Annotated in this window: 42 protein-coding genes; 40 read left to right on the forward strand and 2 right to left on the reverse strand. The window is 34.1% G+C overall.

Annotation, left to right across the window (positions count from 1 at the left end):
- The 39 genes from RIN63_RS13685 to RIN63_RS13875 all read left to right on the forward strand — a co-directional run.
- On the forward strand, positions 1-474 hold a 474-nt coding region (locus RIN63_RS13685), incomplete at its 5' end, for an EF-Tu/IF-2/RF-3 family GTPase (RefSeq protein WP_310445306.1).
- Positions 475-801: 327 nt separating this feature from the next.
- The gene (rpsJ, locus tag RIN63_RS13690) at positions 802-1,119 is read left to right on the forward strand and encodes a 30S ribosomal protein S10 (RefSeq protein WP_310445307.1); all 318 of its coding nucleotides are present in this window, start codon (positions 802-804) and stop codon (positions 1,117-1,119) included.
- 55 nt (positions 1,120-1,174) lie between these two features.
- The gene (gene rplC, locus RIN63_RS13695; RefSeq protein ID WP_310445308.1) at positions 1,175-1,804 is read left to right on the forward strand and encodes a 50S ribosomal protein L3; all 630 of its coding nucleotides are present in this window, start codon (positions 1,175-1,177) and stop codon (positions 1,802-1,804) included.
- Between the two features lie 24 nt (positions 1,805-1,828).
- Positions 1,829-2,452: a 50S ribosomal protein L4 gene (gene rplD / locus RIN63_RS13700; protein ID WP_310445309.1), complete on the forward strand. Its 624-nt coding sequence runs from the start codon at positions 1,829-1,831 to the stop codon at positions 2,450-2,452.
- Positions 2,452-2,745, forward strand: a complete 294-nt coding sequence (gene rplW / locus RIN63_RS13705) for a 50S ribosomal protein L23 (protein ID WP_310445310.1) — start codon at positions 2,452-2,454, stop codon at positions 2,743-2,745. Before rplD ends, rplW begins: the two co-directional genes overlap by 1 nt.
- Positions 2,746-2,771: 26 nt before the next feature.
- The gene (gene rplB / locus RIN63_RS13710) at positions 2,772-3,602 is read left to right on the forward strand and encodes a 50S ribosomal protein L2 (RefSeq protein ID WP_310445311.1); all 831 of its coding nucleotides are present in this window, start codon (positions 2,772-2,774) and stop codon (positions 3,600-3,602) included.
- A 26-nt stretch (positions 3,603-3,628) separates the two neighbouring features.
- The gene (gene rpsS / locus RIN63_RS13715) at positions 3,629-3,913 is read left to right on the forward strand and encodes a 30S ribosomal protein S19 (protein ID WP_310445312.1); all 285 of its coding nucleotides are present in this window, start codon (positions 3,629-3,631) and stop codon (positions 3,911-3,913) included.
- A gap of 20 nt (positions 3,914-3,933) precedes the next feature.
- Positions 3,934-4,269, forward strand: a complete 336-nt coding sequence (rplV, locus tag RIN63_RS13720) for a 50S ribosomal protein L22 (protein ID WP_310445313.1) — start codon at positions 3,934-3,936, stop codon at positions 4,267-4,269.
- Positions 4,270-4,286: 17 nt separating this feature from the next.
- Positions 4,287-4,955 carry a 30S ribosomal protein S3 gene (rpsC, locus tag RIN63_RS13725; RefSeq protein WP_310445314.1) on the forward strand — a complete coding sequence of 223 codons (669 nt, stop codon included), beginning with the start codon at positions 4,287-4,289 and terminating at the stop codon, positions 4,953-4,955.
- A gap of 30 nt (positions 4,956-4,985) precedes the next feature.
- Positions 4,986-5,429, forward strand: coding sequence for a 50S ribosomal protein L16 (gene rplP, locus RIN63_RS13730; RefSeq protein WP_310445315.1), 444 nt, complete (start codon positions 4,986-4,988; stop codon positions 5,427-5,429).
- The gene (gene rpmC / locus RIN63_RS13735; protein ID WP_310445316.1) at positions 5,419-5,625 is read left to right on the forward strand and encodes a 50S ribosomal protein L29; all 207 of its coding nucleotides are present in this window, start codon (positions 5,419-5,421) and stop codon (positions 5,623-5,625) included. Before rplP ends, rpmC begins: the two co-directional genes overlap by 11 nt.
- A gap of 6 nt (positions 5,626-5,631) precedes the next feature.
- Positions 5,632-5,886, forward strand: coding sequence for a 30S ribosomal protein S17 (gene rpsQ / locus RIN63_RS13740; protein ID WP_310445317.1), 255 nt, complete (start codon positions 5,632-5,634; stop codon positions 5,884-5,886).
- Between the two features lie 28 nt (positions 5,887-5,914).
- Entirely contained in the window at positions 5,915-6,283 is a 369-nt protein-coding gene (rplN, locus tag RIN63_RS13745) for a 50S ribosomal protein L14 (protein WP_310445318.1), read from the forward strand.
- Positions 6,284-6,298: 15 nt separating this feature from the next.
- Complete coding sequence (gene rplX, locus RIN63_RS13750) at positions 6,299-6,613, forward strand: 50S ribosomal protein L24 (protein ID WP_310445319.1); 315 nt, start codon at positions 6,299-6,301, stop codon at positions 6,611-6,613.
- Between the two features lie 26 nt (positions 6,614-6,639).
- Positions 6,640-7,182: a 50S ribosomal protein L5 gene (gene rplE / locus RIN63_RS13755; RefSeq protein ID WP_310445320.1), complete on the forward strand. Its 543-nt coding sequence runs from the start codon at positions 6,640-6,642 to the stop codon at positions 7,180-7,182.
- Positions 7,183-7,200: 18 nt separating this feature from the next.
- The gene (locus tag RIN63_RS13760) at positions 7,201-7,386 is read left to right on the forward strand and encodes a type Z 30S ribosomal protein S14 (RefSeq protein WP_310445321.1); all 186 of its coding nucleotides are present in this window, start codon (positions 7,201-7,203) and stop codon (positions 7,384-7,386) included.
- A 30-nt stretch (positions 7,387-7,416) separates the two neighbouring features.
- Entirely contained in the window at positions 7,417-7,812 is a 396-nt protein-coding gene (rpsH, locus tag RIN63_RS13765) for a 30S ribosomal protein S8 (protein ID WP_310445322.1), read from the forward strand.
- Positions 7,813-7,845: 33 nt separating this feature from the next.
- Positions 7,846-8,385 (forward strand): 50S ribosomal protein L6, encoded by a 540-nt coding sequence (gene rplF, locus RIN63_RS13770; RefSeq protein ID WP_310445323.1) that lies wholly within the window; start codon positions 7,846-7,848, stop codon positions 8,383-8,385.
- Between the two features lie 16 nt (positions 8,386-8,401).
- Positions 8,402-8,764, forward strand: a complete 363-nt coding sequence (gene rplR / locus RIN63_RS13775) for a 50S ribosomal protein L18 (RefSeq protein ID WP_310445324.1) — start codon at positions 8,402-8,404, stop codon at positions 8,762-8,764.
- A gap of 16 nt (positions 8,765-8,780) precedes the next feature.
- Positions 8,781-9,287 carry a 30S ribosomal protein S5 gene (gene rpsE, locus RIN63_RS13780; RefSeq protein ID WP_310445325.1) on the forward strand — a complete coding sequence of 169 codons (507 nt, stop codon included), beginning with the start codon at positions 8,781-8,783 and terminating at the stop codon, positions 9,285-9,287.
- Positions 9,288-9,299: 12 nt separating this feature from the next.
- Entirely contained in the window at positions 9,300-9,476 is a 177-nt protein-coding gene (gene rpmD / locus RIN63_RS13785; RefSeq protein ID WP_310445326.1) for a 50S ribosomal protein L30, read from the forward strand.
- Between the two features lie 19 nt (positions 9,477-9,495).
- Complete coding sequence (gene rplO, locus RIN63_RS13790) at positions 9,496-9,945, forward strand: 50S ribosomal protein L15 (RefSeq protein WP_310445327.1); 450 nt, start codon at positions 9,496-9,498, stop codon at positions 9,943-9,945.
- Entirely contained in the window at positions 9,946-11,220 is a 1,275-nt protein-coding gene (gene secY / locus RIN63_RS13795) for a preprotein translocase subunit SecY (protein ID WP_310445328.1), read from the forward strand.
- Between the two features lie 19 nt (positions 11,221-11,239).
- Positions 11,240-11,884, forward strand: a complete 645-nt coding sequence (locus RIN63_RS13800; RefSeq protein WP_310445329.1) for an adenylate kinase — start codon at positions 11,240-11,242, stop codon at positions 11,882-11,884.
- Positions 11,885-11,941: 57 nt separating this feature from the next.
- Positions 11,942-12,223 (forward strand): KOW domain-containing RNA-binding protein, encoded by a 282-nt coding sequence (locus RIN63_RS13805; RefSeq protein WP_310445330.1) that lies wholly within the window; start codon positions 11,942-11,944, stop codon positions 12,221-12,223.
- Positions 12,224-12,253: 30 nt separating this feature from the next.
- Positions 12,254-12,472 carry a translation initiation factor IF-1 gene (gene infA / locus RIN63_RS13810; protein ID WP_310445331.1) on the forward strand — a complete coding sequence of 73 codons (219 nt, stop codon included), beginning with the start codon at positions 12,254-12,256 and terminating at the stop codon, positions 12,470-12,472.
- 16 nt (positions 12,473-12,488) lie between these two features.
- Positions 12,489-12,602 (forward strand): 50S ribosomal protein L36, encoded by a 114-nt coding sequence (gene rpmJ / locus RIN63_RS13815; RefSeq protein ID WP_310445332.1) that lies wholly within the window; start codon positions 12,489-12,491, stop codon positions 12,600-12,602.
- A gap of 63 nt (positions 12,603-12,665) precedes the next feature.
- Positions 12,666-13,034, forward strand: coding sequence for a 30S ribosomal protein S13 (gene rpsM / locus RIN63_RS13820; protein ID WP_310445333.1), 369 nt, complete (start codon positions 12,666-12,668; stop codon positions 13,032-13,034).
- A gap of 18 nt (positions 13,035-13,052) precedes the next feature.
- On the forward strand, positions 13,053-13,451 hold the full coding sequence (gene rpsK, locus RIN63_RS13825) for a 30S ribosomal protein S11 (RefSeq protein WP_310445334.1): 399 nt from the start codon (positions 13,053-13,055) through the stop codon (positions 13,449-13,451).
- Positions 13,452-13,467: 16 nt separating this feature from the next.
- Complete coding sequence (rpsD, locus tag RIN63_RS13830) at positions 13,468-14,091, forward strand: 30S ribosomal protein S4 (protein ID WP_310445335.1); 624 nt, start codon at positions 13,468-13,470, stop codon at positions 14,089-14,091.
- A gap of 68 nt (positions 14,092-14,159) precedes the next feature.
- A complete protein-coding gene (locus RIN63_RS13835) occupies positions 14,160-15,107 on the forward strand; it encodes a DNA-directed RNA polymerase subunit alpha (RefSeq protein WP_310445336.1) in 948 nt (315 codons plus the stop codon).
- A gap of 23 nt (positions 15,108-15,130) precedes the next feature.
- Complete coding sequence (gene rplQ / locus RIN63_RS13840; protein WP_310445337.1) at positions 15,131-15,472, forward strand: 50S ribosomal protein L17; 342 nt, start codon at positions 15,131-15,133, stop codon at positions 15,470-15,472.
- A 244-nt stretch (positions 15,473-15,716) separates the two neighbouring features.
- Positions 15,717-16,550, forward strand: a complete 834-nt coding sequence (locus RIN63_RS13845) for an energy-coupling factor transporter ATPase (protein WP_310445338.1) — start codon at positions 15,717-15,719, stop codon at positions 16,548-16,550.
- A complete protein-coding gene (locus tag RIN63_RS13850) occupies positions 16,547-17,410 on the forward strand; it encodes an energy-coupling factor transporter ATPase (RefSeq protein ID WP_310445339.1) in 864 nt (287 codons plus the stop codon). The genes RIN63_RS13845 and RIN63_RS13850 overlap by 4 nt, the downstream gene beginning before the upstream one ends.
- On the forward strand, positions 17,403-18,200 hold the full coding sequence (locus RIN63_RS13855) for an energy-coupling factor transporter transmembrane component T (RefSeq protein ID WP_310445340.1): 798 nt from the start codon (positions 17,403-17,405) through the stop codon (positions 18,198-18,200). Before RIN63_RS13850 ends, RIN63_RS13855 begins: the two co-directional genes overlap by 8 nt.
- Positions 18,201-18,208: 8 nt before the next feature.
- Positions 18,209-18,946, forward strand: coding sequence for a tRNA pseudouridine(38-40) synthase TruA (gene truA, locus RIN63_RS13860; protein ID WP_310445341.1), 738 nt, complete (start codon positions 18,209-18,211; stop codon positions 18,944-18,946).
- 114 nt (positions 18,947-19,060) lie between these two features.
- Positions 19,061-19,489, forward strand: coding sequence for a 50S ribosomal protein L13 (rplM, locus tag RIN63_RS13865; RefSeq protein WP_310445342.1), 429 nt, complete (start codon positions 19,061-19,063; stop codon positions 19,487-19,489).
- Positions 19,490-19,514: 25 nt separating this feature from the next.
- Positions 19,515-19,907 carry a 30S ribosomal protein S9 gene (gene rpsI / locus RIN63_RS13870; protein WP_310445343.1) on the forward strand — a complete coding sequence of 131 codons (393 nt, stop codon included), beginning with the start codon at positions 19,515-19,517 and terminating at the stop codon, positions 19,905-19,907.
- Positions 19,908-20,182: 275 nt separating this feature from the next.
- Complete coding sequence (locus tag RIN63_RS13875; protein ID WP_310445344.1) at positions 20,183-22,039, forward strand: hypothetical protein; 1,857 nt, start codon at positions 20,183-20,185, stop codon at positions 22,037-22,039.
- Between the two features lie 492 nt (positions 22,040-22,531).
- Here the strand turns inward: RIN63_RS13875 and RIN63_RS13880 are convergent, their stop codons facing one another.
- Positions 22,532-23,497 carry a zinc-binding dehydrogenase gene (locus tag RIN63_RS13880; protein WP_310445345.1) on the reverse strand — a complete coding sequence of 322 codons (966 nt, stop codon included), beginning with the start codon at positions 23,495-23,497 and terminating at the stop codon, positions 22,532-22,534.
- Between the two features lie 348 nt (positions 23,498-23,845).
- Here RIN63_RS13880 and cwlD point away from each other — a divergent pair, with 348 nt between their 5' ends.
- Positions 23,846-24,571, forward strand: a complete 726-nt coding sequence (gene cwlD / locus RIN63_RS13885) for an N-acetylmuramoyl-L-alanine amidase CwlD (protein WP_310445346.1) — start codon at positions 23,846-23,848, stop codon at positions 24,569-24,571.
- A gap of 199 nt (positions 24,572-24,770) precedes the next feature.
- Here the strand turns inward: cwlD and RIN63_RS13890 are convergent, their stop codons facing one another.
- Positions 24,771-25,901: an aldo/keto reductase gene (locus tag RIN63_RS13890; protein WP_310445347.1), complete on the reverse strand. Its 1,131-nt coding sequence runs from the start codon at positions 25,899-25,901 to the stop codon at positions 24,771-24,773.
- Positions 25,902-25,952 lie beyond the last annotated feature (51 nt).

Raw genomic sequence — 25,952 nt, forward strand, 5'->3', positions numbered from 1 at the left:
ACAGGCGACAACGTAGAAATCGTAGGATTAGCAGAAGAAGCAAGAACAGTAGTAGTAACAGGAGTAGAAATGTTTAGAAAATTATTAGATGAAGCACAAGCAGGAGATAACATAGGAGCACTTCTAAGAGGAGTACAAAGAGCAGAAATTGAAAGAGGCCAAGTATTAGCAAAGCCAAAATCAATAAAACCACATCTAAAATTTGAATCAGAAGTATATGTATTATCAAAAGAAGAAGGTGGAAGACATACACCATTCTTTAACGGATACAGACCACAATTCTATTTTAGAACAACAGACGTAACAGGAGACATAGCATTAGAAGAAGGCACAGAAATGGTAATGCCAGGAGACAATGCAAAGTTTACAATAGAACTAATTACACCAATCGCAATAGAAGAAGGATTAAGATTCTCAATTCGTGAAGGTGGAAGAACTGTAGGATCAGGAGTTGTAACTAAAGTTCTTGCTTAATTAAAATTAAAAAACAATATGTAGGGGAACCTAATTTAGGTCCCCCTATGATAACTAAAAAAAACTTAAGTTTTTTAAAAAAAAAGCTTGAGTTTTTAGTGGTTATGTTATAAAATATGTTAGTGTTCATTTTTAGACATTGCGATGATGCAAAAGGTGGCTGTTAAAAACAGGAAATTTTTGCTGAGAATGTCCGGTTTCAAATCGGGCGACTAGAATTGTAGTAGATTTTATTTTTTAATAAAACTACAACACACCAGGAGGTGTGTATCGGCAATTCTGAGTCGCATGTATTACAAATAGCATGCGATAGAGGGAGGGAACAAAATGTCAAATAACGGTAAACAAAAAATTAGAATTAGGTTAAAAGCTTATGATCACGAGCTACTAGATACTTCAGCTCAAAAAATTGTTGAGACTGCAAAGAGAACAGGTGCAACAGTATCTGGACCTGTGCCATTACCAACAGAAAAAGAAATAATAACTATATTAAGAGCAGTTCATAAGTACAAAGACTCTAGAGAGCAATTTGAACAAAGAACTCACAAGAGACTAATTGATATCTTAAATCCTAATCAAAAAACTGTAGATTCACTTATGAAATTGAATTTACCAGCTGGAGTAGATATAGAAATTAGGTCATAATTACTTAATATGATTACATTGTGTAATCCGCTGTAAGATAATAGGAGGTGTAGTAATGAAAAACATGATAGGAAGAAAAATTGGGATGACTCAAATTTTCAAAGAAGATGGATCTGTAGTTCCTGTAACAGTTGTTGAAGCTGGACCATTAGTGGTTGTTCAAAAGAAAACTGTTGAAATAGATGGATATAATGCAATCCAAGTTGGATTTGCTAACATAAAGGAACAAAGAATAAACAAACCTTTAAAGGGACATTTTAACAAGGGAAACATTGAGTATAAAAAATATTTAATGGAATTTAAAGTAGAAAACCCAGATGAATACCAAATAGGTCAAGAAATAAAAGCAGATGTATTTGCAGAGGCAGATATGGTAGATGTTACGGGTGTTTCTAAAGGTAAAGGTACTGCTGGTGTTATAAAGAGACATGGCTTTGGTAGAGGTAGAATGTCCCATGGTTCTAAATTCCACAGAAGACCAGGTGGTTTGTCAGCTGGTACTTACCCAGGTAGAGTATTTAAAGGTCATAGAATGGCTGGAAGAATGGGTAATGAAAAAGTAACAATACAAAACCTTGAAGTTGTTCGTGTAGATGTAGAAAAGAATTTAATCCTGATAAAAGGCGCAATACCTGGACCTAAAAAAGGAATAGTAACTATTAAGGCGACGGTTAAAAAGCAATAATTCAGGCGGAAAGGAGGATGTAAAATGCCTAAAGTAAATGTTTATAACATGTTAGGAGAACAAGTAGGTGAAATTGAATTAAGCGACAATATATTTGGAATCGAAGTAAACCAACATGTAGTTTATGAAGTTGTAAAAAACCAACTTGCAAATAAGAGACAAGGTACACAATCCACTAAAACTAGAGCAGAAGTAAGAGGCGGTGGTAGAAAACCTTGGAAACAAAAAGGTACTGGTAGAGCAAGACAAGGAAGTACAAACGCACCACATTTCACAGGTGGTGGAGTTACATTTGGACCAAAGCCAAGAGATTACAGTTATAAGGTGCCTAAGAAAGTTAGAAGACTTGCACTAAAATCAGCTTTAACTTCAAAAGTTCTAAACAATGAAATAATTGTAATTGATGAAATAAACTTTGATACTCCTAAAACTAAAGATATGGCTAACTTCTTAACTAAAATCAATGCTGATAAGAAAGCTCTAATCGTTATGGGAGAAAGAAATACAAATGTAATTAGATCAGCAAACAATATCCCAAATGTAGCAACTGCTCTTGTTAATACAATAAATGTTTATGATATATTAAAATACAATTCATTTATTATAACTAAAGATGCAGTAAGTAAAGTGGAGGAGGTGTATGCATAATGCGTAATCCACACGATATTATCATCAGACCAATAATAACTGAGAGAAGTATGGATGATATGGCATACGGCAAATATACTTTTGTGGTTGATAAAAAAACTAATAAGGCTGAAGTAAAAAAAGCTGTAGAAACTATATTCGGTGTAACAGTTGAAAAAGTAAGCACTATGAATATGCTTGGTAAAATCAAGAGACAAGGTGCTCATTCTGGTAAAAGACCAGATTGGAAAAAAGCTATAGTAAAATTAACTGAAGACTCTAAGAGAATAGAATTCTTCGAAGGAATGGAATAGAAGTTTTATAGAAGGAGGGAAAAACAATGAGCATTAGAAAATTTAAACCAACTTCCCCTGCACTTAGACAAATGACAGTTTCTTCATTTGAAGAAATCACAAAAACAGAGCCTGAAAAGTCACTAGTTGTTAATTTAAATAGAAGTGGTGGAAGAAACTCTCAAGGCCGAATTACTATTCGTCACAGAGGTGGTGGAGCTAAGAGAAAATATAGAATAATAGATTTCAAAAGAGATAAAGATGGAATACCAGGTCGTGTAGCTGCTATTGAATATGATCCTAATAGAACAGCAAACATTGCTCTTATATTTTATGTTGATGGTGAGAAAAGATATATACTTGCTCCACATAAATTAAATGTAGGAGATATGATAGAATCTGGAGAAAAAGCAGATATTAAAATTGGTAATTCTTTAAAACTAAAAGATATACCAGTAGGTACAACTGTTCACAATGTTGAATTGAAACCTGGAAAAGGTGCACAACTTGTTAGATCAGCAGGAGCATCTGCTCAATTAATGGCAAAAGAAGGGGAATTCGCACAACTTAGACTTCCTTCAGGAGAATTTAGACTAGTTAGAATTGATTGTAGAGCTACTATAGGTCAAGTTGGAAATTTATCTCATGAACTTATTACTATCGGTAAAGCTGGTAGAAGTAGACATATGGGTATTAGACCTACTGTTAGAGGTACTGCAATGAACCCTGTTGACCATCCACACGGAGGTGGAGAAGGTAGAGCACCTATTGGTATGGCTGCACCATCAACTCCATGGGGTAAACCAGCACTGGGACTTAAGACTAGAAAGAAAAGCAAGAAATCAAACAAATATATCGTAAGAAGAAGGACTAAGTAGTTTAATATCTGAAAGGAGGAGTAATCATGGGTAGATCTCTTAAAAAAGGACCCTTTTGTGATGATCATCTTCTAAAAAAAGTAGAAGAGCTAAACAAAAGCAATGAAAAGAAAGTTATAAAAACATGGTCACGTCGTTCAACTATATTTCCAGATATGGTTAACCATACAATAGCTGTACATGACGGAAGAAAACATGTTCCCATATATATTACTGAGGATATGGTAGGCCACAAACTAGGTGAATTTGTTTCAACGAGAACTTTTAGATCTCATATTGATAAAAACGAAAGATCATCTGGTGTAAGATAGAGAAGAAGGAGGGAAATATAGTGGAAGCTAGAGCTATAGCGAAATATATACGAATTTCACCTTTAAAGGTAAACTTCATATGTAGAGAAATTACAGGCAAGCAAGTAGACGAAGCCTTAGCGATCTTGAAGTTTACACCTAAAAGAGGAGCGAAAGTTCTTGAAAAGGTTCTAAACTCTGCAGTTGCAAATGCTGAAAACAATTTTAATATGGATAGAGATAGCCTTTATGTATCAGAAGCTTTTGCTAATGATGGTCCACATATGAAAAGATGGAGACCAAAAGCGAAAGGTATGGCTTATCCAATAATAAAAAGAAGTAGTCATATAGGAGTAGTAGTTAAAGAAAGAGATTAGAAAAGGAGGGATAGTTAATGGGTCAAAAAGTTAACCCACACGGTCTAAGGGTCGGCATAGTTAAAGACTGGGATTCCAAATGGTATGCAGATAAGAAAACATTTAATGAATATTTAGTAGAAGACCATAAAATTCGTGAGTTCGTTAAGAAGAAACTATTTATCTCTGGTATTTCTAAAATTGAAATAGAGAGAGCAGCTAATAGAATTAAACTTACAGTATTCACTGCAAAACCAGGAATGGTAATAGGTAAAGGTGGTTCTGGAGTAGAAGAACTAAGATTAGATATTGAAAGAATGACTAAAAAATCTGTAGTTGTAAATGTTGAAGAAATAAAAATTCCGGAGTTAGATGCTCAATTAGTTGCTGAAAACATTGCATCTCAACTTGAAAGAAGAGTTTCATTTAGAAGAGCAATGAAACAAGCAATACAAAGAACTATGAGATTTGGTGGAAAAGGAATTAAAACTCAAGTTGCAGGAAGAGTTGGTGGAGCAGATATGGCGAGAACTGAAGGCTATAGTGAAGGATCAATACCTCTGCAAACCCTAAGAGCAGATATAGATTATGGATTTGCTGAAGCAAATACTACCTTCGGTAAAATTGGTGTAAAAGTATGGCTATATAAAGGCGAAATTCTTCCTACTAAAAAGGTTGCAAAAGTAGAAGAAAATATTGAAAAATAGATTAAATGCCGTAGGAAGGAGGAAAATAAAATGTTAATGCCTAAAAGAGTAAAATATCGTAGAGTTCATAGAGGAAGAATGAAAGGTAAGGCAACTCGTGGTAATACAATTACTTATGGTGAGTTTGGTCTACAAGCTCTAGAGCCAACTTGGATTACTTCCAATCAAATAGAAGCAGCAAGAAGAGCTATGACAAGATATGTTAAGAGGGGCGGTAATGTTTGGATAAAGGTATTCCCAGACAAACCAGTTACAGAAAAACCTGCTGAAACACGTATGGGTTCTGGAAAAGGTTCACCTGAATATTGGGTAGCAGTAGTAAAACCAGGTAGAATATTATTTGAAATGGGTGGAGTATCTGAAGAAGATGCTAGAGAAGCAATGAGACTAGCTGCACATAAATTGTCAATAAAGACAAAGTTTGTTACTCGTGAAGAAGCGCAGGAAAAGGGTGGTGAAGCTAATGAAAGTTAAGGAAGTACGCCAATTATCAGAGGTGGAATTAAATAATAAGTTATCAGAATTAAAAACTGAATTATTCAACTTGAGATTTCAATTGGCTACTGGTCAATTAGACAATCCTTTGAGAATAAAAACAGTGAGAAAAGATATAGCTCGTGTGAAGACAATAGTTAGAGAACGAGAACTAGGCATAGGAAAGGAGGTTTAATCTTAGATGGAAAGAGGAAATCGTAAGGTTAGAATGGGCACTGTTGTAAGCGATAAAATGGATAAAACCGTGGTCGTTGCTGTTGAAACTTTCGTAACACATCCCTTGTATAAGAAACAACTAAAGCATACCACTAAGTTTAAAGCTCATGATGAAAATAATGAGTGTGGAATTGGTGACGTTGTTAGAATAATGGAAACAAGACCACTTAGCAAGGATAAAAGATGGAGAGTCGTAAATATAGTAGAAAAGGCTAAATAATTTTTTAACCTAGGAAGGAGGTATTCGAATGATTCAAACGGAAAGCCGTATGAGGATAGCTGATAATTCGGGCGCTAAAGAAGTATTAGTTATCAGAGTATTAGGTGGAACAAATAAGAAATATGCTAGAGTTGGAGATATAGTAATTTGTACCGTTAAAACAGCAACACCCGGTGGAGTTGTTAAAAAGGGTGATGTAATTAAAGCAGTAGTTGTAAGAACAAAATATGGTGTGAGAAGAAACGACGGATCTTATATCAAATTTGATGATAATGCAGCTGTTGTTATAAAAGATGACAAGAACCCAGTAGGCACTCGTATATTTGGACCTGTTACTAGGGAACTTAGAAGAGGAAACTTTATGAAAATAATATCCTTAGCACCGGAAGTACTATAGGAGGAGGTGTAAAGCATGCATGTAAAGAGTGGAGATACAGTAGTTGTTATTGCTGGAAAAGATAAAGGAAAAAAAGGCAAAGTATTAAAAGCGTTTCCTAAAGAAAATAGAGTTGTGGTTGAAAGCGTAAACATGCTTACTAAACATAAAAAAGCCCAAGGTCCTCAATCACCTGGTGGAATAATTAAATTTGAAGGAACAATTAATGCTTCAAATGTTATGCACTTTTGTGAGAAAGACAAAGCTGGCGTTAGAGTAGGTTATAATATATTAGCAGATGGCAAAAAAGTAAGAGTTTGCAAGAAATGTGGAGAAGTTCTAGATAAATAGTCTAATGTAGAGGGGAGGTAATAGGAATGGCTTCCAGATTGAAGGAAAAGTATACTAATGAAGTAGTAAAAGCACTAATGGAAAAATTTCAATATGAAAATATCATGCAAGTTCCAAGACTTGAAAAAGTGATAATTAATATGGGCGTTGGTGAAGCAAGAGATAATCCTAAAATACTTGAATCAGCCGTAAAGGAATTAGAAATTATTGCTGGACAAAAAGCTGTTGTTACAAAGGCTAAAAAGTCAATAGCAAATTTCAAATTACGTGAAGGTATGAATGTAGGTACTAAAGTTACTCTAAGAGGAGAAAGAATGTATGAATTCTTAGATAAACTAATGAATATTGCATTACCAAGAGTAAGAGACTTTAGAGGAGTAAGCGACACTTCTTTTGATGGTAGAGGAAACTATGCACTAGGAATCAAAGAGCAATTAATATTCCCAGAAATTGAATACGATAAAATAGACTCTATTAGAGGACTAGATATTGTAATAGTTACCACAGCGGAAACAGATGAAGAAGCAAAAGCATTCTTAGCACAAATGGGTATGCCCTTTAAAAAGTAAAGAAGGAGGGAAAAAATTTTGGCAAAGAAATCTATGGTTGTAAAACAACAAAAAAAACAAAAATTCAGTAGTAGAGAATATACTAGATGCAAAATATGCGGAAGACCACATGCTGTATTGAGAAAATATGGAATCTGCCGTATTTGTTTTAGAGAATTAGCATATAAAGGTCAAATACCTGGAGTTAGAAAAGCTAGCTGGTAGTAAGAGCTTATGAAAGGAGGTAACTAAATTATGATGACAGACCCAATCGCAGATATGTTAACGAGAATAAGAAATGGAAATAATGCTAAGCATGATTCCGTTGATGTTCCTGCTTCAAACATTAAGAAACAATTAGCTCAAATCCTATTAAATGAAGGATTCATTAAAGGCTTTGATGTAATAGATGATGAGAAACAAGGCATTATAAGAGTAGATTTAAAATATGGGAAACAAAAAGAAAAAGTAATTTCTGGAATCAAAAGAATTTCTAAACCAGGACTTAGAGTTTATGTAAAAGGTGACGAAGTTCCTAGAGTTTTAGGTGGGCTTGGAATTGCAATTCTTTCTACATCCCAAGGGATTATGACTGATAAAGTTGCTAGAAAAGAAGGTATAGGCGGAGAAGTTATTTGTTATGTATGGTAATAAATAATTAGATTACATGAAGGAGGTGCACTCATGTCAAGAATAGGATTAAAACCAATTGATATTCCATCTGGCGTTGAGATTAAAATAGATGATAACAATTTAGTAGAAGTAAAGGGTCCAAAAGGACAATTATCAGAAAAGATAAATTCTGAAATGACAATAAAAATAGAAGATGGTGTGCTTACAGTAGCTAGACCAACAGAGAACAAAAAGCATAGATCACTTCATGGTTTATCAAGAACTTTAATTTCGAACATGATAGTAGGAGTTACAGAGGGATATGCTAAAACATTAGAAATTGAAGGAACTGGATATAGAGCAGCTAAACAAGGAAGCAAATTAGTGCTTACATTAGGATACTCACATCCATTAGAACTTGAAGACCCAGCAGGTATTGAAGTAGAAGTTCCTGCACAAAATAGAATTATCGTAAAAGGTATCAACAAACAACAAGTTGGTAACTATGCAGCAAACATCAGAGATTATAGAAAACCTGAACCTTATAAAGGTAAAGGAATTAGATATTCAGGCGAAATAGTAAGACGTAAGGTTGGTAAGACTGGTAAGTAGAAGGGAGTGAATAATATTGCTAAAGAAAGTAAATAAGAATGAAAATAGACAAGCAAGACATGAGAGAGTTAGAAAAAAAATTAGTGGAACTCCTTCTAGACCAAGACTAAATATATTTAGAAGTGGCAACCACATGTATGCACAACTAATTGATGACTCAATCGGCAATACATTAGTTTCAGCTTCTACGCTAGATAAATCTGCAGACCTTACTTCCACATGTAATAAAGAAGCTGCTAAATATGTTGGAGAAACAATAGCTAAAAGAGCCTTAGAAAAAGGAATCGAAGAAGTAGTGTTTGATAGAAGCGGATATATTTATCACGGAAGAGTTAAAGAACTTGCTGAAGCAGCAAGAGGAGCTGGACTTAAATTCTAGTAGAGGAGGGGAATCAATGGAACGTTCATATAAAGCTGGAAACGAAGTAGAATTAAAAGAAAGAGTTGTTAGTATCAACCGTGTAACTAAGGTTGTAAAAGGCGGTAGAAACTTTAGATTCAGTGCTTTAGTTGTAGTAGGAGACGAAAATGGTAATGTTGGCGTTGGAATGGCTAAGGCATTAGAAGTACCTGAAGCAATTAGAAAAGCAATCCAAGATGCTAGAAAACATATGGTATCAGTTCCACTTGTTGGGACAACAATACCTCATGAGATAATTGGAGAATTTGGAGCAGGAAGAGTATTACTTAAACCATCTAAAGAAGGTACTGGAGTTATAGCAGGAGGAGCAGTTCGTGCTGTATGTGAATTAGCTGGAATAAGAGATATAAGAACAAAATGTTTAGGAACAAACAATCCTAGAAATGTCGTAAATGCTACATTAGCAGCTCTTAAAGGACTTAAGAGAGCAGAAGATGTTGCGAAATTAAGAGGAAAAACTGTAGAAGAAATATATGGTTAGGGGGGATTAAAGGTGGCTATGATTAAAATTAAGTTAGTTAAAAGCCTCATCGGGAAACCTGAAACCCACAAGAGAACAATAGAGGCTCTAGGATTTAAAAAGATTGGTCAGGTAGTGGAAAAGAATGATACCCCTCAAATTAGAGGTATGATACATCAAGTAGACTACATGGTTGAAGTATTAGATTAAGCTAAAAGGAGGTGTACCTATGAAACTAAATGATTTAAGACCAAATGCTGGTGGAGGAACTAAGACTAAGAAAAGACTTGGTAGAGGTATCGGTTCTGGTCTTGGCAAAACATCAGGTAAAGGTCATAAAGGTCAAAACGCAAGATCTGGTGGAGGAGTTAGACCAGGGTTTGAAGGTGGACAAATGCCATTGTTTAGAAGGATTCCAAAGCGTGGCTTTACAAATATATTTGCAAAAGAATATGCAATAGTTAACATTGAAGAATTAAATAGATTTACAGAAAATACTGTTGTTACTCCAGAACTTTTATTTAACGAAGGAATAGTTAAAAAAGGAAAAGCAATAGATGGAGTTAAGATACTTGGAGACGGAGAACTTAGCATCAAGCTTACTGTACAGGCACAAAAATTTAGTAAAACTGCCGCTGAGAAGATTGAAGCTGCAGGAGGAAAGGCAGAGGTGATATAAATGCTTTCAACCTTAAGGAATGCCTGGAGAGTACCAGAGATCAGAAAGAAAATTATATTCACATTATTAATGCTATTAGTTTTCAGACTAGGCTCTAGTATACCAGTGCCATACATGAATAAACAAGTTATAGCGGATATTTTTCAAGCATCTAAAGGTGGGATCTTGCAATTCCTTGACTTAATGGGCGGTGGAACATTTAGTAGCTTCAGTATCTTTGCTACTAATATTTATCCATATATTACTGCTTCAATTGTCATTCAATTACTGACTATAGCTATTCCTAGATTAGAAGAATTAGCTAAGGAAGGCGAAGAAGGCAAAAAGAAAATTACTAGATATACAAGATATGCTGCTATAGGATTAGCATTAATCCAAGCAATAGGTTATACCTATGGACTATTTAGTTCAGCATTAATGACTACAAGTAAAATTCAAGATGCGATAGTAATATTATCAATGGTAGCTGGTACTGCATTTTTAATGTGGATTGGAGATATGATAACAGAAAAGGGTATAGGAAATGGTATATCACTTATAATCTTTATTGGTATAATATCTAAATTACCAACAACAATGATAAACACATTTAACTTAATAAAAATAGGTCAACTAAATATAATAAAAGCATTAATTTTCGGTATAGTATTTTTAGCAATTATTGCTTTTGTTGTTGCATTACAAGAAGGGGAAAGAAGAATCCCTGTGCAATATGCTAAAAGGGTAGTTGGAAGAAAGATGTATGGCGGTCAATCTACACATATACCTATTAAAGTATCAATGTCTGGAGTTATGCCAGTAATATTTGCTTCGTCTTTGCTAGCATTTCCACAGACTATTGCCTTGTTTACTAAAGGTGGAGTATCAACATGGATTGAAAAATGGTTAACTCCACAAGGTAGCGTAGGTATTTGGATATACTCCATACTAAATATCATATTAATTATGTTCTTTACTTATTTCTATACAGCTATTCAATTTAATACTGTAGAATATTCAAAGAACTTACAACAAAATGGTGGATTTATTCCAGGTATTAGACCAGGAAGACCAACATCAGAACATTTAAACAGAACTGTAAATAGAATTACCTTTGTAGGTGGTTTAGCATTAGCAATTTTAGCTTCTTTACCTATTATATTGTCCAAGATATTTAACATGGACGTTAACTTTGGTGGAACAGCTGTTATTATAGTTGTCGGTGTTGCTTTAGAAACAGTTAAGCAAATCGAAGCTCAAATGTTAATGAGACATTATAAAGGATTCTTAAATTAAGCTATAGGAGACGATTATTGTGCGACTGATTTTACTAGGACCACCTGGTGTAGGAAAAGGTACTCAAGCATCAGCTATAGTTCAAAAATACAATATACCACATATATCAACAGGTGATATATTCAGAGCAAACATAAAAGAAGGCACTGAATTAGGAAAAGAGGCTAAAAGTTACATGGATAAAGGCCTTTTAGTACCTGATGATCTTGTGGTTTCAATTGTGAAAGATAGATTATCTAAAGAAGACTGCAAAGATGGATTTCTACTAGATGGATTTCCAAGAACAATTTATCAAGCAGATGCATTAGGCAAAGAGCTTAATGAAATGAGTATAAAACTTGATAAAGTTGTTAATATTGATGCAGATAAGGAAATTTTAATTGAAAGAGCTATTGGCAGAAGAATTTGCAAAAAATGTGGAGCTACTTATCATATTACATTTAATCCACCTAAGAGTGATAATATCTGTGATTTTGATGGGGAAGACTTATTCCAAAGAGATGATGATGTTAGAGAAACAGTGGCTACTAGGATAGAAGTATATCTAAAAGAGACACAACCTCTAATTGATTATTATCAAGGAAAAGGGCTAATACTTAATGTAAATGGAACTAGACCAATAGACGAAATCTTTGCAACTATAGTAAAAGCTTTAGAGAACTAAAACAATATACACTGTGTTAAGCAGCTCAAAAAACTATTATAAAGAGGTGAATTTATAATGGATTTAAGTAACCACATAAGCATTGGTCAAGTGGTTAAGTCGAGAGCTGGAAGGGATAAAGGAAGAATTTTCCTAGTCATTAATATAATCGATGAGAAAAATGTATTGATTGTAGATGGGGACTTGAGAAAATTAGATAATCCAAAACAGAAAAAATTAAAACATTTAATTATATACAACACTGTTGTATCAGAATTAAGCTATCAATTAGACAATAATATTGAGATTAATAATGCATATATTAGAAAAATATTAGAACCTTTCAATAAGAGTTTCTAAATTTGTGTGAACAGGAGGTTCGAAAACCTAATGCCTAAAGATGATGTTATTGAAGTTGAAGGTACAGTAGTAGATGCTTTACCTAATGCTATTTTTAAAGTAAAACTAGAAAATGGTCATGAAATACTGGGACATATTTCTGGTAAACTAAGGATGAATTATATAAGGATACTTCCTGGAGATAAAGTAACAATAGAACTGTCACCCTACGATTTGACTAGAGGCAGAATAACCTGGCGAAACAAGTAGCATAGGAGGGATTTAAATGAAGATTAGACCATCAGTTAAAAAGATGTGTGAGAAATGCAAAATAATTAAAAGACATGGAAAAGTCATGATTATTTGCGAAAATCCAAGGCACAAACAAAAACAAGGTTAATTATTTAATTATAATACGCAGCTGCTTATGTATATGTAGATTTTATAGGAGGTGTAAACATTAATGGCTAGAATATCAGGTGTTGACTTACCGAGAGATAAGAGAGTCGAAGTTGGTCTAACTTATATCTTTGGAATTGGGAGACCAAGATCAAATGAAATTTTAATAAAAGCTGGTGTTAATCCAAACACTAGAGTAAAAGATTTAACAGAATCTGAAGTAGCAAGCCTAAGAGCTGTTATAGATGGTTACCATGTAGAAGGTGACCTAAGAAGAGAAATAGCTTTAAATATTAAAAGACTTAGAGAAATCAACTGTTATAGAGGAATTAGACATAGAAGAGGACTTCCAGTAAGGGGTCAAAGAACTAAGACTAATGCAAGAACGAGAAAAGGTCCTAAGAGATTAGTGGCTAAAAAAGGTAAGAAGTAGGAAAAGGAGGGGAAATAAGTGGCAGTTAAAAAAGGCAAAGTGACTCGTGTTAGAAGAAGAGAGCGTAAGAACATTGAGAGAGGTCAAGCACATATCTCATCAACATTTAACAATACAATGGTTACCTTAACTGATATGCAAGGAAATGTATTGTCATGGGCAAGTGCTGGACAGTTAGGCTTTAGAGGTTCTAGAAAATCCACTCCTTTCGCAGCACAACAAGCAGCTGAGGAAGCAGCTAAAAAAGCTATGGAACATGGCTTGAAGAGTGTAGAAGTATTCGTTAAAGGACCTGGATCAGGAAGAGAAGCAGCTATTAGATCATTACAAGCAACAGGACTAGAAGTAAATATGATTAAAGATGTTACTCCAATTCCTCACAATGGTTGTAGACCACCAAAAAGAAGAAGAGTATAATAGGAGGTGTAAATAGATGGGAAGATATACAGGTCCAGTTTGTAGACTATGTCGTAGAGAAGGTATGAAATTATTTCTTAAGGGAGATAGATGTTACACTGATCAATGCGCAATAGTAAAAAGAAATTATGCACCAGGACAACATGGACAATCAAGAAAAAAAGTAACTGAATATGGAATGCAACTTAGAGAAAAACAAAAAGTTCGTAGATTCTATGGTATTTCTGAATCTCAAATGGTAAAATATTTCAATATGGCAGATAAATCTAAGGGTAAAACAGGTGATAACCTACTTAAAACTCTTGAACTTAGATTAGACAATGTAGTATATAGAATGGGCTTTGGTTCATCAAGAGCAGAAGCTAGACAATTAGTTACACATGGTCATTTCTTAGTAAATGGTTCTAAATTTGATATACCTTCAGCACTTCTTTCTGTTGGAGATGTTGTTCAGGTAAAAGAAAGAACTAAAGGTAGTGAAAAAATTAAAGGGTTAATAGATAATCATAATGGAAACACTGTTAAATGGATAAGTATGGATCTTGATCAATTAAAGGGTAGCATAGTAGCTGAGCCAACTAGAGAGGATATAGATATTCCAGTAGAAGAACACTTAATCGTTGAGTTATATTCTAAATAATAGTATTCAAAACAAAATCAGTTGCCCTCATACTTTAACAAACCAAATTTTAAGGAGGGTTAATGTTAATGATAGAAATTGAAAAACCAAGAATTGAAATTCTAGAATTGAGCGATGATGAATCTTATGGAAAGTTTATGGTAGAGCCTCTTGAGAGAGGTTATGGCATTACTTTAGGAAATTCACTAAGAAGGGTATTATTATCTTCATTACCTGGTGCAGCTGTATCCTCAATTAAAGTTCAAGGAGTGCTGCATGAATTTTCTACTATACCAGGTGTATTAGAAGATGTACCAGAAATAATATTGAATATCAAAGGTATTGCTGCACGATCATATTCTGATGAGCCAGTTACATTAAGAATAGAGGCTCAAGGGGCTCAGACTATAACTGCAGGAGATATTATTACAGGTTCAGATGTTGAAATTATAAATCAAGACCATCATATTGCTACCATAAATGAAGATAGTAATCTATACATGGAACTTGAGCTTATGAAAGGTAGAGGTTATGTAGTAGCTGATAAAAACAAGAAGGATGGTCAACCAGTAGGTATCATACCTGTTGATTCAGCTTTTACACCAGTAAGTAAGGTCAATTTCAATGTAGAGAACACTAGAGTAGGTCAAATAACAGACTATGACAGGTTAGTACTAGAGGTATGGACAAATGGAACTATGGGCGCAGATGAAGCTACTTCCTTAGGAGCAAAAATACTTACAGAACACCTAAACCTTTTTATTGGGCTAACTGATCATGTCAGTGAAGTTGAAATAATGGTAGAAAAAGAAGAGGACAAGAAAGAGAAAGTTCTAGAGATGACAGTTGAAGAATTGGATCTTTCTGTTCGTAGCTATAATTGTTTAAAGAGAGCAACTATAAATACAGTTGAAGAGTTAACTCTAAAGACTGAAGAAGATATGATGAAAGTGAGAAATCTTGGTAAGAAATCCCTTGAGGAAGTACAAAGAAAACTTGCTGAATTAGGATTAGGCCTTAAAAAATCTGATGAGTAACAAGGCATGAAGGAGGGATAAATGTGACAACTTTAAGAAAACTTGGTCGCCCTACAGATCATAGAAAAGCAATGCTTAGAAATCTAGTAACATCCTTGTTAAGAAGCGAAAGAATAGAAACAACAGTTACAAGAGCTAAGGAAACAAAAAGAATGGCAGAAAGAATGATTACCTTAGCAAAAAGAGGAGACTTACATGCTAGAAGACAAGTTTTAGCTTATGTATATGATGAAGATGTAGTAACAAAACTATTTGAAGAAATTGGACCAAAATACAAGGACAGAAACGGTGGCTATACTAGAATAATGAAGGTTGGACCTCGCCGTGGAGACGGAGCTGAAATTGCAATATTAGAATTAGTATAAAAAGTAGGGGATTAAGTTAAAGCTTAGTCCCTTTTCTTATGACCTAACACAGCGAAGGTACTGAGCTGATGTAGGTCAAACGCAATGAGCACCAAATCTATACGACCGATAGGGAGTAAATAGATTTGAGTTGCGAAACTGAGGGAAATGACCTAAATCTATAATAATGTGAATTGAAGATTGAATTAGGGGTATTCTTATGTTATATTAGATAATGGAAATAATAAAAGGTCGAGGGATAAAAATGGATAATATAATGATTCAAATTGAAGATGTAACATATGAGTATAAATCCTTAATTGATGAAAGCGTTCAGCAAGCAGTTAAAAATATAAGCCTAGAAGTAAAAAAAGGAGAATTTTTAGTGGTACTTGGTCATAATGGATCAGGCAAATCCACTTTAGCAAAACTCATGAATGGTCTAATACTGCCTACTAGGGGTAAGGTTTATGTCATGGGTATGGATACTGCAGACAATGATAAAATCTGGAACATAAGAGAAAAAGCAGGGATGGTATTTCAAAATCCAGATAATCAAATAGTTGCAACTATTGTAGAAGAAGATGTAGCCTTTGGTCCTGAAAATCTTGGTGTGCCACCTTTGGAAATAAGAAAAAGAGTAGATGAATCCTTAGCCATAGTAGAGATGTCAGAGTATAAAAAGCACGCACCACACCTATTATCTGGGGGACAAAAACAAAGGGTAGCTATAGCTGGAATACTGGCTATGGAGCCAGATTGCATTATTTTTGATGAGCCAACTGCCATGTTAGATCCAACAGGTAGAATAGAAGTCATGAATACAATAAAGAAATTAAATAAAGATGAAAATAAAACAATAGTTTTGATTACTCATTATATGGATGAAGCAGTTGAAGGAGATAGAATTCTTGTAATGGAAAAAGGGGAAATAGTTATGAGAGGAACTCCAAAAGAAGTATTCAAGCAAGTAGAAAAATTAAAAGAACTAGGACTAGATGTACCTCAAGTAACAGAATTAGCGCATGAACTCCGAAAAGAAGGATTAGAATTAAATGGAGATGTTTTATCAATAGATGAGTTGGTGGAATTACTATGATAATGAAAATAAATAACTTAAACTATATATATAATCCTAACACACCCTTTGAAAAAAAAGCCTTAGATAATATTAATGTAGAAATAAACCAAGGCGAGTTCATTGGGTTAATAGGGCATACAGGCTCTGGGAAATCTACTTTAGTGCAACATTTGAACGGTTTAATGAAGCCCACATCAGGAAGTATAATAATAGAGGATGTAAATATCACTGAAAAAGATGCGAACCTTAGATTAGTCAGGCAGAAGGTTGGGTTAGTATTTCAATATCCTGAACATCAACTATTTGAAGAAACCATATATAAGGATATTGCTTTTGGACCTAAAAACTTAGGTTTAAATGAAGAAGAAATCTTAATTAGAGTCAAAGAATCTATGGAGCAGGTAGGCTTAGATTTTGAAAGCCTAAAAGACAGATCCCCCTTCGAACTTTCAGGTGGACAGAAAAGAAGAGTAGCAATAGCAGGGGTACTTGCTATGAAACCTAAGATATTAGTATTAGATGAACCAACAGCTGGATTAGATCCTAATGGAAGAGATGAAATTTTAGGGGAGATAAGAAAGCTCTATGAAAAAGAAGGCATAACCATTATACTAGTATCCCATAGTATGGAAGATGTAGCGAAACTAGTTAATCGAATATTAGTCATGCATAGAGGGAAGTTAGCCATGGATGACGAAACTAGAGAGGTATTTAAAAGAGCAGATGAATTAGAACAATTAGGATTAGGAGTACCACAGATAACAAAGTTTATGAAGATATATAAGGACAAGGGTAATGATGTAAAAGACACTATCTTAACTGTAGAAGAGGCAAAAGAAGAAATAATAAAGTATTTAAGGAGAAAGAAAGATGCTTAAAGATATAACCATAGGTCAATTTTTTCCTGGGGATACAATAATTCATAGATTGGACCCAAGAATAAAAATAATTATAGTATCATTATTCATAGCATCCCTATTTTTTGTAGATAGTTTTATACCATATATATTTGTCTTAGGATTTATACTTGCTGTAGTTAATATATCAAAGGTGCCACTTAAGTTTATATTAAAGGGATTAAAACCACTTTTATTTATTATATTGATAACTTTCATCATAAATGTTTTAATGACTAAAGGAGAAGTATTAGTAGAATTTGGTCCATTGGTCATAACTAAAGAAGGATTGTATCTTGCGGTATTTATGGCATTAAGACTTGTATTTCTTATAACAGGTACATCGCTCCTTACATTAACTACATCCCCAATTGCTCTAACTGATGGAATAGAAAAACTCTTATCCCCATTTAAAAAGATTGGACTACCAGCTCATGAACTAGCTATGATGATGACAATTGCTTTACGATTTATACCTACCTTACTTGAAGAAACTGATAAAATAATGAAGGCTCAAATGGCAAGAGGAGCAGATTTTGAATCAGGCAATATACTAAGTAGAGCTAAAAATCTAGTACCCTTATTAGTACCATTGTTTATAAATGCATTTAGGAGGGCAGATGAGCTTGCAACTGCCATGGAGGCACGATGCTATAGAGGTGGAGACAACAGAACTAGACTAAATGAATTGAAACTAAAAAGATTAGATATAGTATCTTTAATATCTATGACAATATTTTTTGGACTTATTATTTATACTAGATATATATAGGAGTAATTATGAAAAATATTAAGCTTACCATTGAATATGAAGGTACAAATTATTCTGGATGGCAAAGGCAGAATAATTGTATAACGATACAAGGAAAATTAGAAGAAGCCCTAGAGCAAATGACCAAAGAGAAGATAAACCTCCTGGGATCAGGTAGAACTGATGGTAAAGTCCATGCACTAGGTCAGGTAGCAAATTTCTTTACCAATTCAAATATTCCAGGGGATAGATATAAATATGCATTAAAATATCTATTACCTGAAGATATTAGTATAGTTGAATCAGAAGAAGTAGATTTAAACTTTCATTCAAGATTTAGTGCCACTAAAAAAAGATATAAATACATTGTTTATAATGGCAAATTGCCAAAGGCCATATATAGGAATTTTTCTTATCATGTATCGCATAATCTTGACATAAATGCAATGAGAGAAGCTTCAAAGCACTTCATTGGGACTCATGATTTTTGTTCTTTTATGACATCTCATGCAAATGTACACAGTACAATTAGAACAATTAACGAAATAAAAATTGAAAAAAGCAATAATTTAATAGAATTTACTATAGAAGGAAATAGCTTTCTCCACAATATGGTAAGAATAATGGTAGGAACCTTAATTTTTGTTGGCATTGGCAGATTTGATAAATCTGAAATACCGAGAATAATATTGGAAAAAAATAGAAAAGCAGCAGGGCCTACAGCCCAACCACAAGGGTTATTTTTAGAAAAAGTTTATTACTCTTAAAAACATCTTGACATAGATGGTTACTTGTATTAGAATAGATTAGAGTGTTTTAAAAAAGACCCGGAAACTTTTTTAATATTGACTGCTCAACTGTTGGTATAAGGAGGGAAATTGATGAAAAGCTTTATGGCTAAGACAAACGAAATTGATAGAAAATGGTATGTAATAGATGCTGAAGGTAAGGTGCTAGGAAGACTAGCTACAGAAGTAGCTAATATATTGAGTGGAAAAAACAAACCAATATATACTCCTCATGTAGACACAGGAGATTTTGTTATCATTATCAACGCAGACAAAATTAAATTAACAGGTAAAAAATTGGATCAAAAGCATTATGTATATCATACAGGACATCCAGGCGGATTAAAGGAAATACCATATAGAAGATTAATAGTTGATAAACCAGAATTAATTATTCAACTAGCAGTAAAAGGAATGCTTCCAAAAAGTAGCCTTGGTAGAAATATGATTAAAAAATTAAAAGTATATAGTGGAGCTGAGCATAATCACGAAGCTCAACAACCTGAAATATATGAAATTTAATGCTCACGAGAAAGGAGGACTGTAAGTGGCTAATATACAATTTATTGGAACAGGAAGAAGAAAGACTTCCATAGCTAGAGTAAGATTAGTACCAGGAAATGGTAATATTACTATAAATAAAAGAGACATAAACGAATATTTTGACTATGAAACATTAAGAGTAATTGCAAAAGAACCTTTAGTTATCTCTGAAACAGCAGATAAATATGATGTTTTTGTAAATGTTGAAGGTGGAGGATTTACAGGTCAAGCAGGTGCGATTAGACATGGTATCGCGAGAGCACTAATAGAGTCTGACCAAGAATTGAGACCAATACTTAAAAAAGCAGGACATTTAACTAGAGATTCAAGAATGAAAGAAAGAAAGAAATACGGCTTGAAAAAAGCAAGAAGATCACCACAATTCTCAAAGAGATAATATTTACGAAATACAAAATCTCTCAAACATTTATGTTTGGGGGATTTTTTTATGCTTTTCCACGATATGAGCCATACTTTTAGTGTAAAACCTACAAAAGGGTGAGATGGTACTAATCTCCCTCACTTTGGATGCTTGCCTGTTTTTGCGGTTATCATCTTATATAATGTTTCGTGTCGAAAAAATCATGTTTCATGCATCGGACGGTTTTTTTCGAGAAACATCAGCTACAATGAAAACACGATAGTAAAACAAAAAATCAAGGAGGAAAAATAATGAAAAAACGAATTATGGGCATACTACTCACCCTGTGCATGGTACTCTCCATACTGCCGATGACGGCTTTCGCCGGATGTCCCATGGATGTGTTGATCGGAACAAATGAGCCATGGGCGATGACGAGAACCTTTGTCGTAGGCGATGCCTTTGACGGAATAGGGGAGATTTATGAACATAAAAAAGGTGGAATCATCTCCCATACCAAAAATAGGGAGTGGTGGGCAAATGGCGTTCAAATAAGGCAGGGCGACGTTTTCAAGCAGGTAGGGATGTATGAAATGATCATGCGATCGGGTAATATTGTGGCAACGCCATATAATTTTGAAGTTGTCCCTCGCTTAGACCACGGATGGCAAAATGTCAGTGAACTTACACTTATCACACCGCCGAAAACCACCTATCGCCAAGGGGCGGATCCTTTTGACCCAAGGGACATTGTCGTACGGGTTACTTTTAGGAACGGTCAGACACAGGATTTGGGCCACGAGGATTTAATGATTTTCGCAGGTTCCCGGGGTATGCGAAGTTACAAAGACGGGGTACGGGTTCTTCAAGGCTTCCGCTTTTTTGAAGCAGGAGAAAAAGATTTTATTGTAAAAGTGGCAAGTAAGCAGTTAACAATTCCATTTACAGTTACACCTTTTGTTACTTCTGTAGAATTAACTCAGCAACCTCAGAAAGGCGGCAACCGCACAGATACAACGATTCGTTCAAGCGACTTTGAAGTCCGTGCCACCTTCATAGACGGTAGTTCACAGCTTATTAACGGCGACTGCCTCCGTATATTAGGAAACGGCAACCGACTTTTTTTCGGCGGAGAGTACGATTTCGGCACAAGTCCGGTTACAGTAAATATAACTATGGGTAATTTTTCTAAAAAATGCGTACTTCATACTGTAGCAGGGCTTAACATCCTGTCATTCCCTAAAAAAACCACCTATAGTATAGGAGAGGGATTTGACATTACAGGTTTTAATGCAGTCATAAATGATAAGGGTAAAGATATAAATGTAAATGATAGAATTACATTCTATATGGATAACGTGCAACTGACCCAGGGAAGGGGGTTCACAACTGCAAGAAAAAACAGAATAGTGGAAGTAAGGTACGCCGGTAGAAAGGTGGGAGAATATACCATTCATGTATATGACAAGACTGAATCTCTTCAATCTGCACCAGTATCTGCTCCGATAAAATCACCCGCAGCAGCTGTAACAGTACCAGAAGTAAAAGTTCTTAATAACAAAGAATATGGCGGTGCACCTTACCGTGACAAGCCAGATGGCAAAGTTTTAGGTACAATCCCACAAGGTACAAAGGTTTTATTATTGGAGAAAAGAAATGACGGATATGCATGGGTTCGATGGAATGGCATGGAATATTATGTTTGGGCTGAAAGAATAGAAATTCCTTCTTCTGCATCAACAACATCAAAAGCCCCAAATGCTAATGCTATTGTATTAGAATCCGGAGATTACTATATGAAGATTGGCGATAGATATATTTATCCTGCAGGAGGAAATAATTACTGGCTTGAGCTTTCAGATAAGAAGCCCCAAAAACCATTTAGCGTTAAACTTATTAAGAACAGTGCTGACCGTGGATCTGAATACACAATCATGTATGACAGTCGCTATGTGTATATGGAAACAAGCTGCCCGACATCTATGCAATTGCACTCCAATAATGTACCCCATTCTTGGAGAATCAACACATATTCTAAATTCAGTACAATCAGGGATTACAAAAATCAATCGCTACTTGTAAACACTTTTGGAGGAGCAGTATTCGTTGCTTCCATCAGTGGTTCTGCTCCTGAATTAGGCAAAATCGTTTTCATCAAAGCTGATTAACCCCTAAATTCATGTTTCATGCAGTGGGCGTGGATTTATTATCCTTCCTCTGGCCATTTTTAAACTTCTGATTCATAAATTAAGGGATGAACACCACTTTTATCGATGTGAAGCTTGAAACCTGGCCTGCGGACGGAAGACCCATAACCGAGAAAAGACTGTAGAAAAAGCATACGAAGCGTCATAAGCAACTTACACAAGATTTACACATGGTTAGTGATATGCGCCATTGAAATATCAATATTATAGTGCTAAGGATATTGAAAACACCATTGTATATAGTGTGTTTTGGACTATTTAATTCAGTACATCAATTATGTAAGAGATAATATTTATAATATTAAAGTCAAAGAGTCACATAAATGTGGCTCTTTTATTCTGCTTAGAACATGCTATGATAAAAATGCACCCTGTCATTTATATGACAGGGTGCATTTTAAAATTATTATAAACTTAAGTATTCTTTATATTTGATTATTATATTGTTAAAAATTATCGATCTTCATCCTTTATCATTGCAACCATTCTGCCCTTTATTCCACCATCTTTTAGTTTATCAAGACCTTCTGCAATTTCATCAAAACCAATTTCAATTATTTCAGGTTGAAGATCTCCTGAGGCAATAAGCTTATAAACTTCAGCTATATCTTGAGCTGAACCGCCATTACTGCCCACAACTTCAGCTTGTTTAGTAATTAGAGTCATAATATTGAGAGTAGTTTCTAGTTTTGCCATACCTACAACAACAACACGACCGCGTTTCTTAACAACTTCAAGAGCTTGCGCCGTTGATTCACCTGAACCAGCAAAATCTATAATAACATCTAGATCAAATTGAGCCAATTGGTCTACACTTTCAACTACTTCTTTGCATCCTAAAGCAAGAGCTTTTTCACGAGCTACAGGATTTCTTGATGAAGCATAAACTTCACAACCTTTAAGAACAGCTATACGAGCACCAATTTGTCCTAATCCGCCTATACCAATCATACCAACCTTCATACCTGCTTCTACCTTACCAATATTAACTACAGCGTGGTAAGAAGTCATTCCAGCATCTGTTGCAGCAGCTGCCTCAGCAAAATTTACTCCCTCAGGTACGGGAACTAACATTTCAGCTGGAACTGCTGATTTTGTAGCATAACCTCCATCTCTACCATAGCTTGGCCCAGTTCCGTCTGACGCAAACATAGGACAAACACCAACTTTATCTCCTACTTTATATCCTTCAACTCCAGGGCCTATTTCACTTATAACTCCTGCAAATTCATGGCCAAGTATACATGGTCGTTTAGTTATAAGACCTAGCCATCCTTCATCTTCTAAAGCACCTACATCTGAATGACACAAGCCTGTTGCCATAACATCCAAAACAACATATCCTTCTTTTGCTATGGGATCTTCCTTTTTAATTAATGTTAGTGGTTCATGTGTAGTAGTAAATTGCCAACCTTTCATAATAAACCTCCTAAGATATTTATTTTGCTAACTCCTTGTTAATTATATATTTAACGAAAAATATAAACAATAGACAAAAATGCTAAGTGAAGGAAACATAAAAAACACTTTTGTCAATAATCAATTTATGCACGGTCAGAAATGATAAATTTAAAATTATCAATATATAGTGTTAGTAACCTTGATATTAGTACTATATATAATGTATTTAAGAAATATTAGTTTCGTACATCAATTCTCAAAGAGATAATCAAAAGCACTGGACTAGCAGTGCTTTTTCTTATGTTTATTTTTTACTATGGAATATACTCAATATAATTGCAATATATTTCTATAGGAGGGGGTAGAATGAGAATAATAATAATTAGGAAGAAGTATCTGCTCTTGTTTATAATGATTATATTTATGATTATTGGTTATAGACATATATCACAAAAAGGAAGAAAAGCTATACCTGTAACTTATTTACCGATTTCTAACAAAATAATAGTTATAGACCCTGGACATGGAGGGGTAGACCCTGGAGCAGTCAGTAAAAATGGTGTTAAAGAAGATGAAATCAATTTGATAATAGCTTTAAAACTAAAGAGATTAATAGAGCAAAGTGGTGGAATAGTTATTATGACTAGAGAGACAGATAAAGGATTATATACCTCGGAGTCAAAAACACTTAGGCAAATGAAAACAGAAGATTTGCATAATAGAAAGAAGCTTATAGATGCTAGTGAAAGTGATGTATTTATATCAATACATTTAAATAGCTTTATCAGATCAACATATTATGGTGCTCAAACTTTTTATAAAGAGGATTCAAAGGAAAGTGAAAATTTTGCATTAACTATACAAAAAGAACTAAGAAATATATTAGATAAGGAAAACAATAGGCAGCCACAACATAGAGACGATGTATTTCTCTTAAATGAAGTTAGCATTCCTTCAGTATTAGTAGAATGTGGATTTCTCTCAAATAGCAAAGAAGAGGAACTATTAATAGATGAAACATATCAAGAAAAAATTGCTTGGTCAATATATATTGGTTTGATGAATTATTTTAGTCAAGCAGATATAGATTAATAAATTTATATGTTAATAAAATCTGTGGATATAACTTATTGATTGTGAATATCAATTAGATAAAATTGAAAATACACTATAATTCATATTTATAAGAAGGACTATGGTTTACATAAATTATCCACCGACGATTGTGGATAATGTGGATAAAGTGGACTATATAAAAGGAAGGGTTATTAAACCCTTCCTTTTATGAAATCTATTTTAATACAAGATCTGCATCTTTTAAGTGCTTAATAATATCTAGATGTTGAGGGCATACAGATTCGCAAGCACCGCATTCAACACATTTACTGGCATCTATTTCTTGTTCAATATATCTGCTATAGCTATCCTTTGATACAGTCTCAGTACCATAGACATATATATTATTATATAATTCAAAGATGTTTGGTATAGAAACTTTCTGTGGACAAGGTAAGCAGTATTCACAGCTTGTACATCCTACTTTCACATTCTTTTCATATAAAGCAGTTACTTCATCAACGATCTTTAGCTCTTGATCAGTCAAGGAATTAGGAATTGCATCATTAGCAGTCTTTACATTTTCAATTACATGATCCATAGTTGACATTCCAGATAATACAACAGATACCTCCTCAAAATTATAAATCCATTTTAAAGCCCATTCAGCGGGAGATCTTTTAATATTACTCTTATTCCAAATAGCTGATATTTCTTCAGAAGCATTTGACAATTTTCCACCTTTAATAGGCTCCATTATCACTAAGGATATTTCTTTTTCGGCAGCATATCTCATACCCTCAAGTCCTGTCTGATATTGGCGATCCATGTAGTTTAATTGAATCTGACAAAAATCCCAAGGATACGAGTCTACAATAGTTTTAAAGATGTCTAAATTATCGTGAAATGAAAATCCTGCGTATTTTATCTTTCCTTTTCTCTTTGCTTCATCAAGGAACCCTAAAACATTTAATTCATAGATTTTATTCCAAGTCTTTTCTGACAATGAATGAAGAAGATAAAAATCAATATAATCAGTTTGAAGTCTTTTAAGCTGTTCATCTAAGTAATTCTCAAAATCCTCATATGAATTAGTCAACCATGCTGGTAGTTTAGTAGCTAAATATACTTTTTCCCTATAACCTTTACTTAATACCTCTCCAACAAATTCTTCACTATTTCCCTTATGGTATGGATAAGCGGTATCAATATAATTTATACCATTATCAATTCCATAGATTAGCATCTTGCTAGCTAAGTCTTTGTCAATCTTACCAGAATCACCTTCTAATATTGGAAATCTCATGCATCCAAAGCCCAATTTGGATACTTTTAGCTTGTCCTTTGTAAAATAACAGTATTGCATATTTTTTCCTCCTCTTGTATAATTAAATCGATACTACTAATATTATACAAT

The organism is Tissierella sp., assembly GCF_031460495.1.
In the GTDB taxonomy this organism is placed as follows: Bacteria; Bacillota; Clostridia; order Tissierellales; family Tissierellaceae; genus JAVKTS01.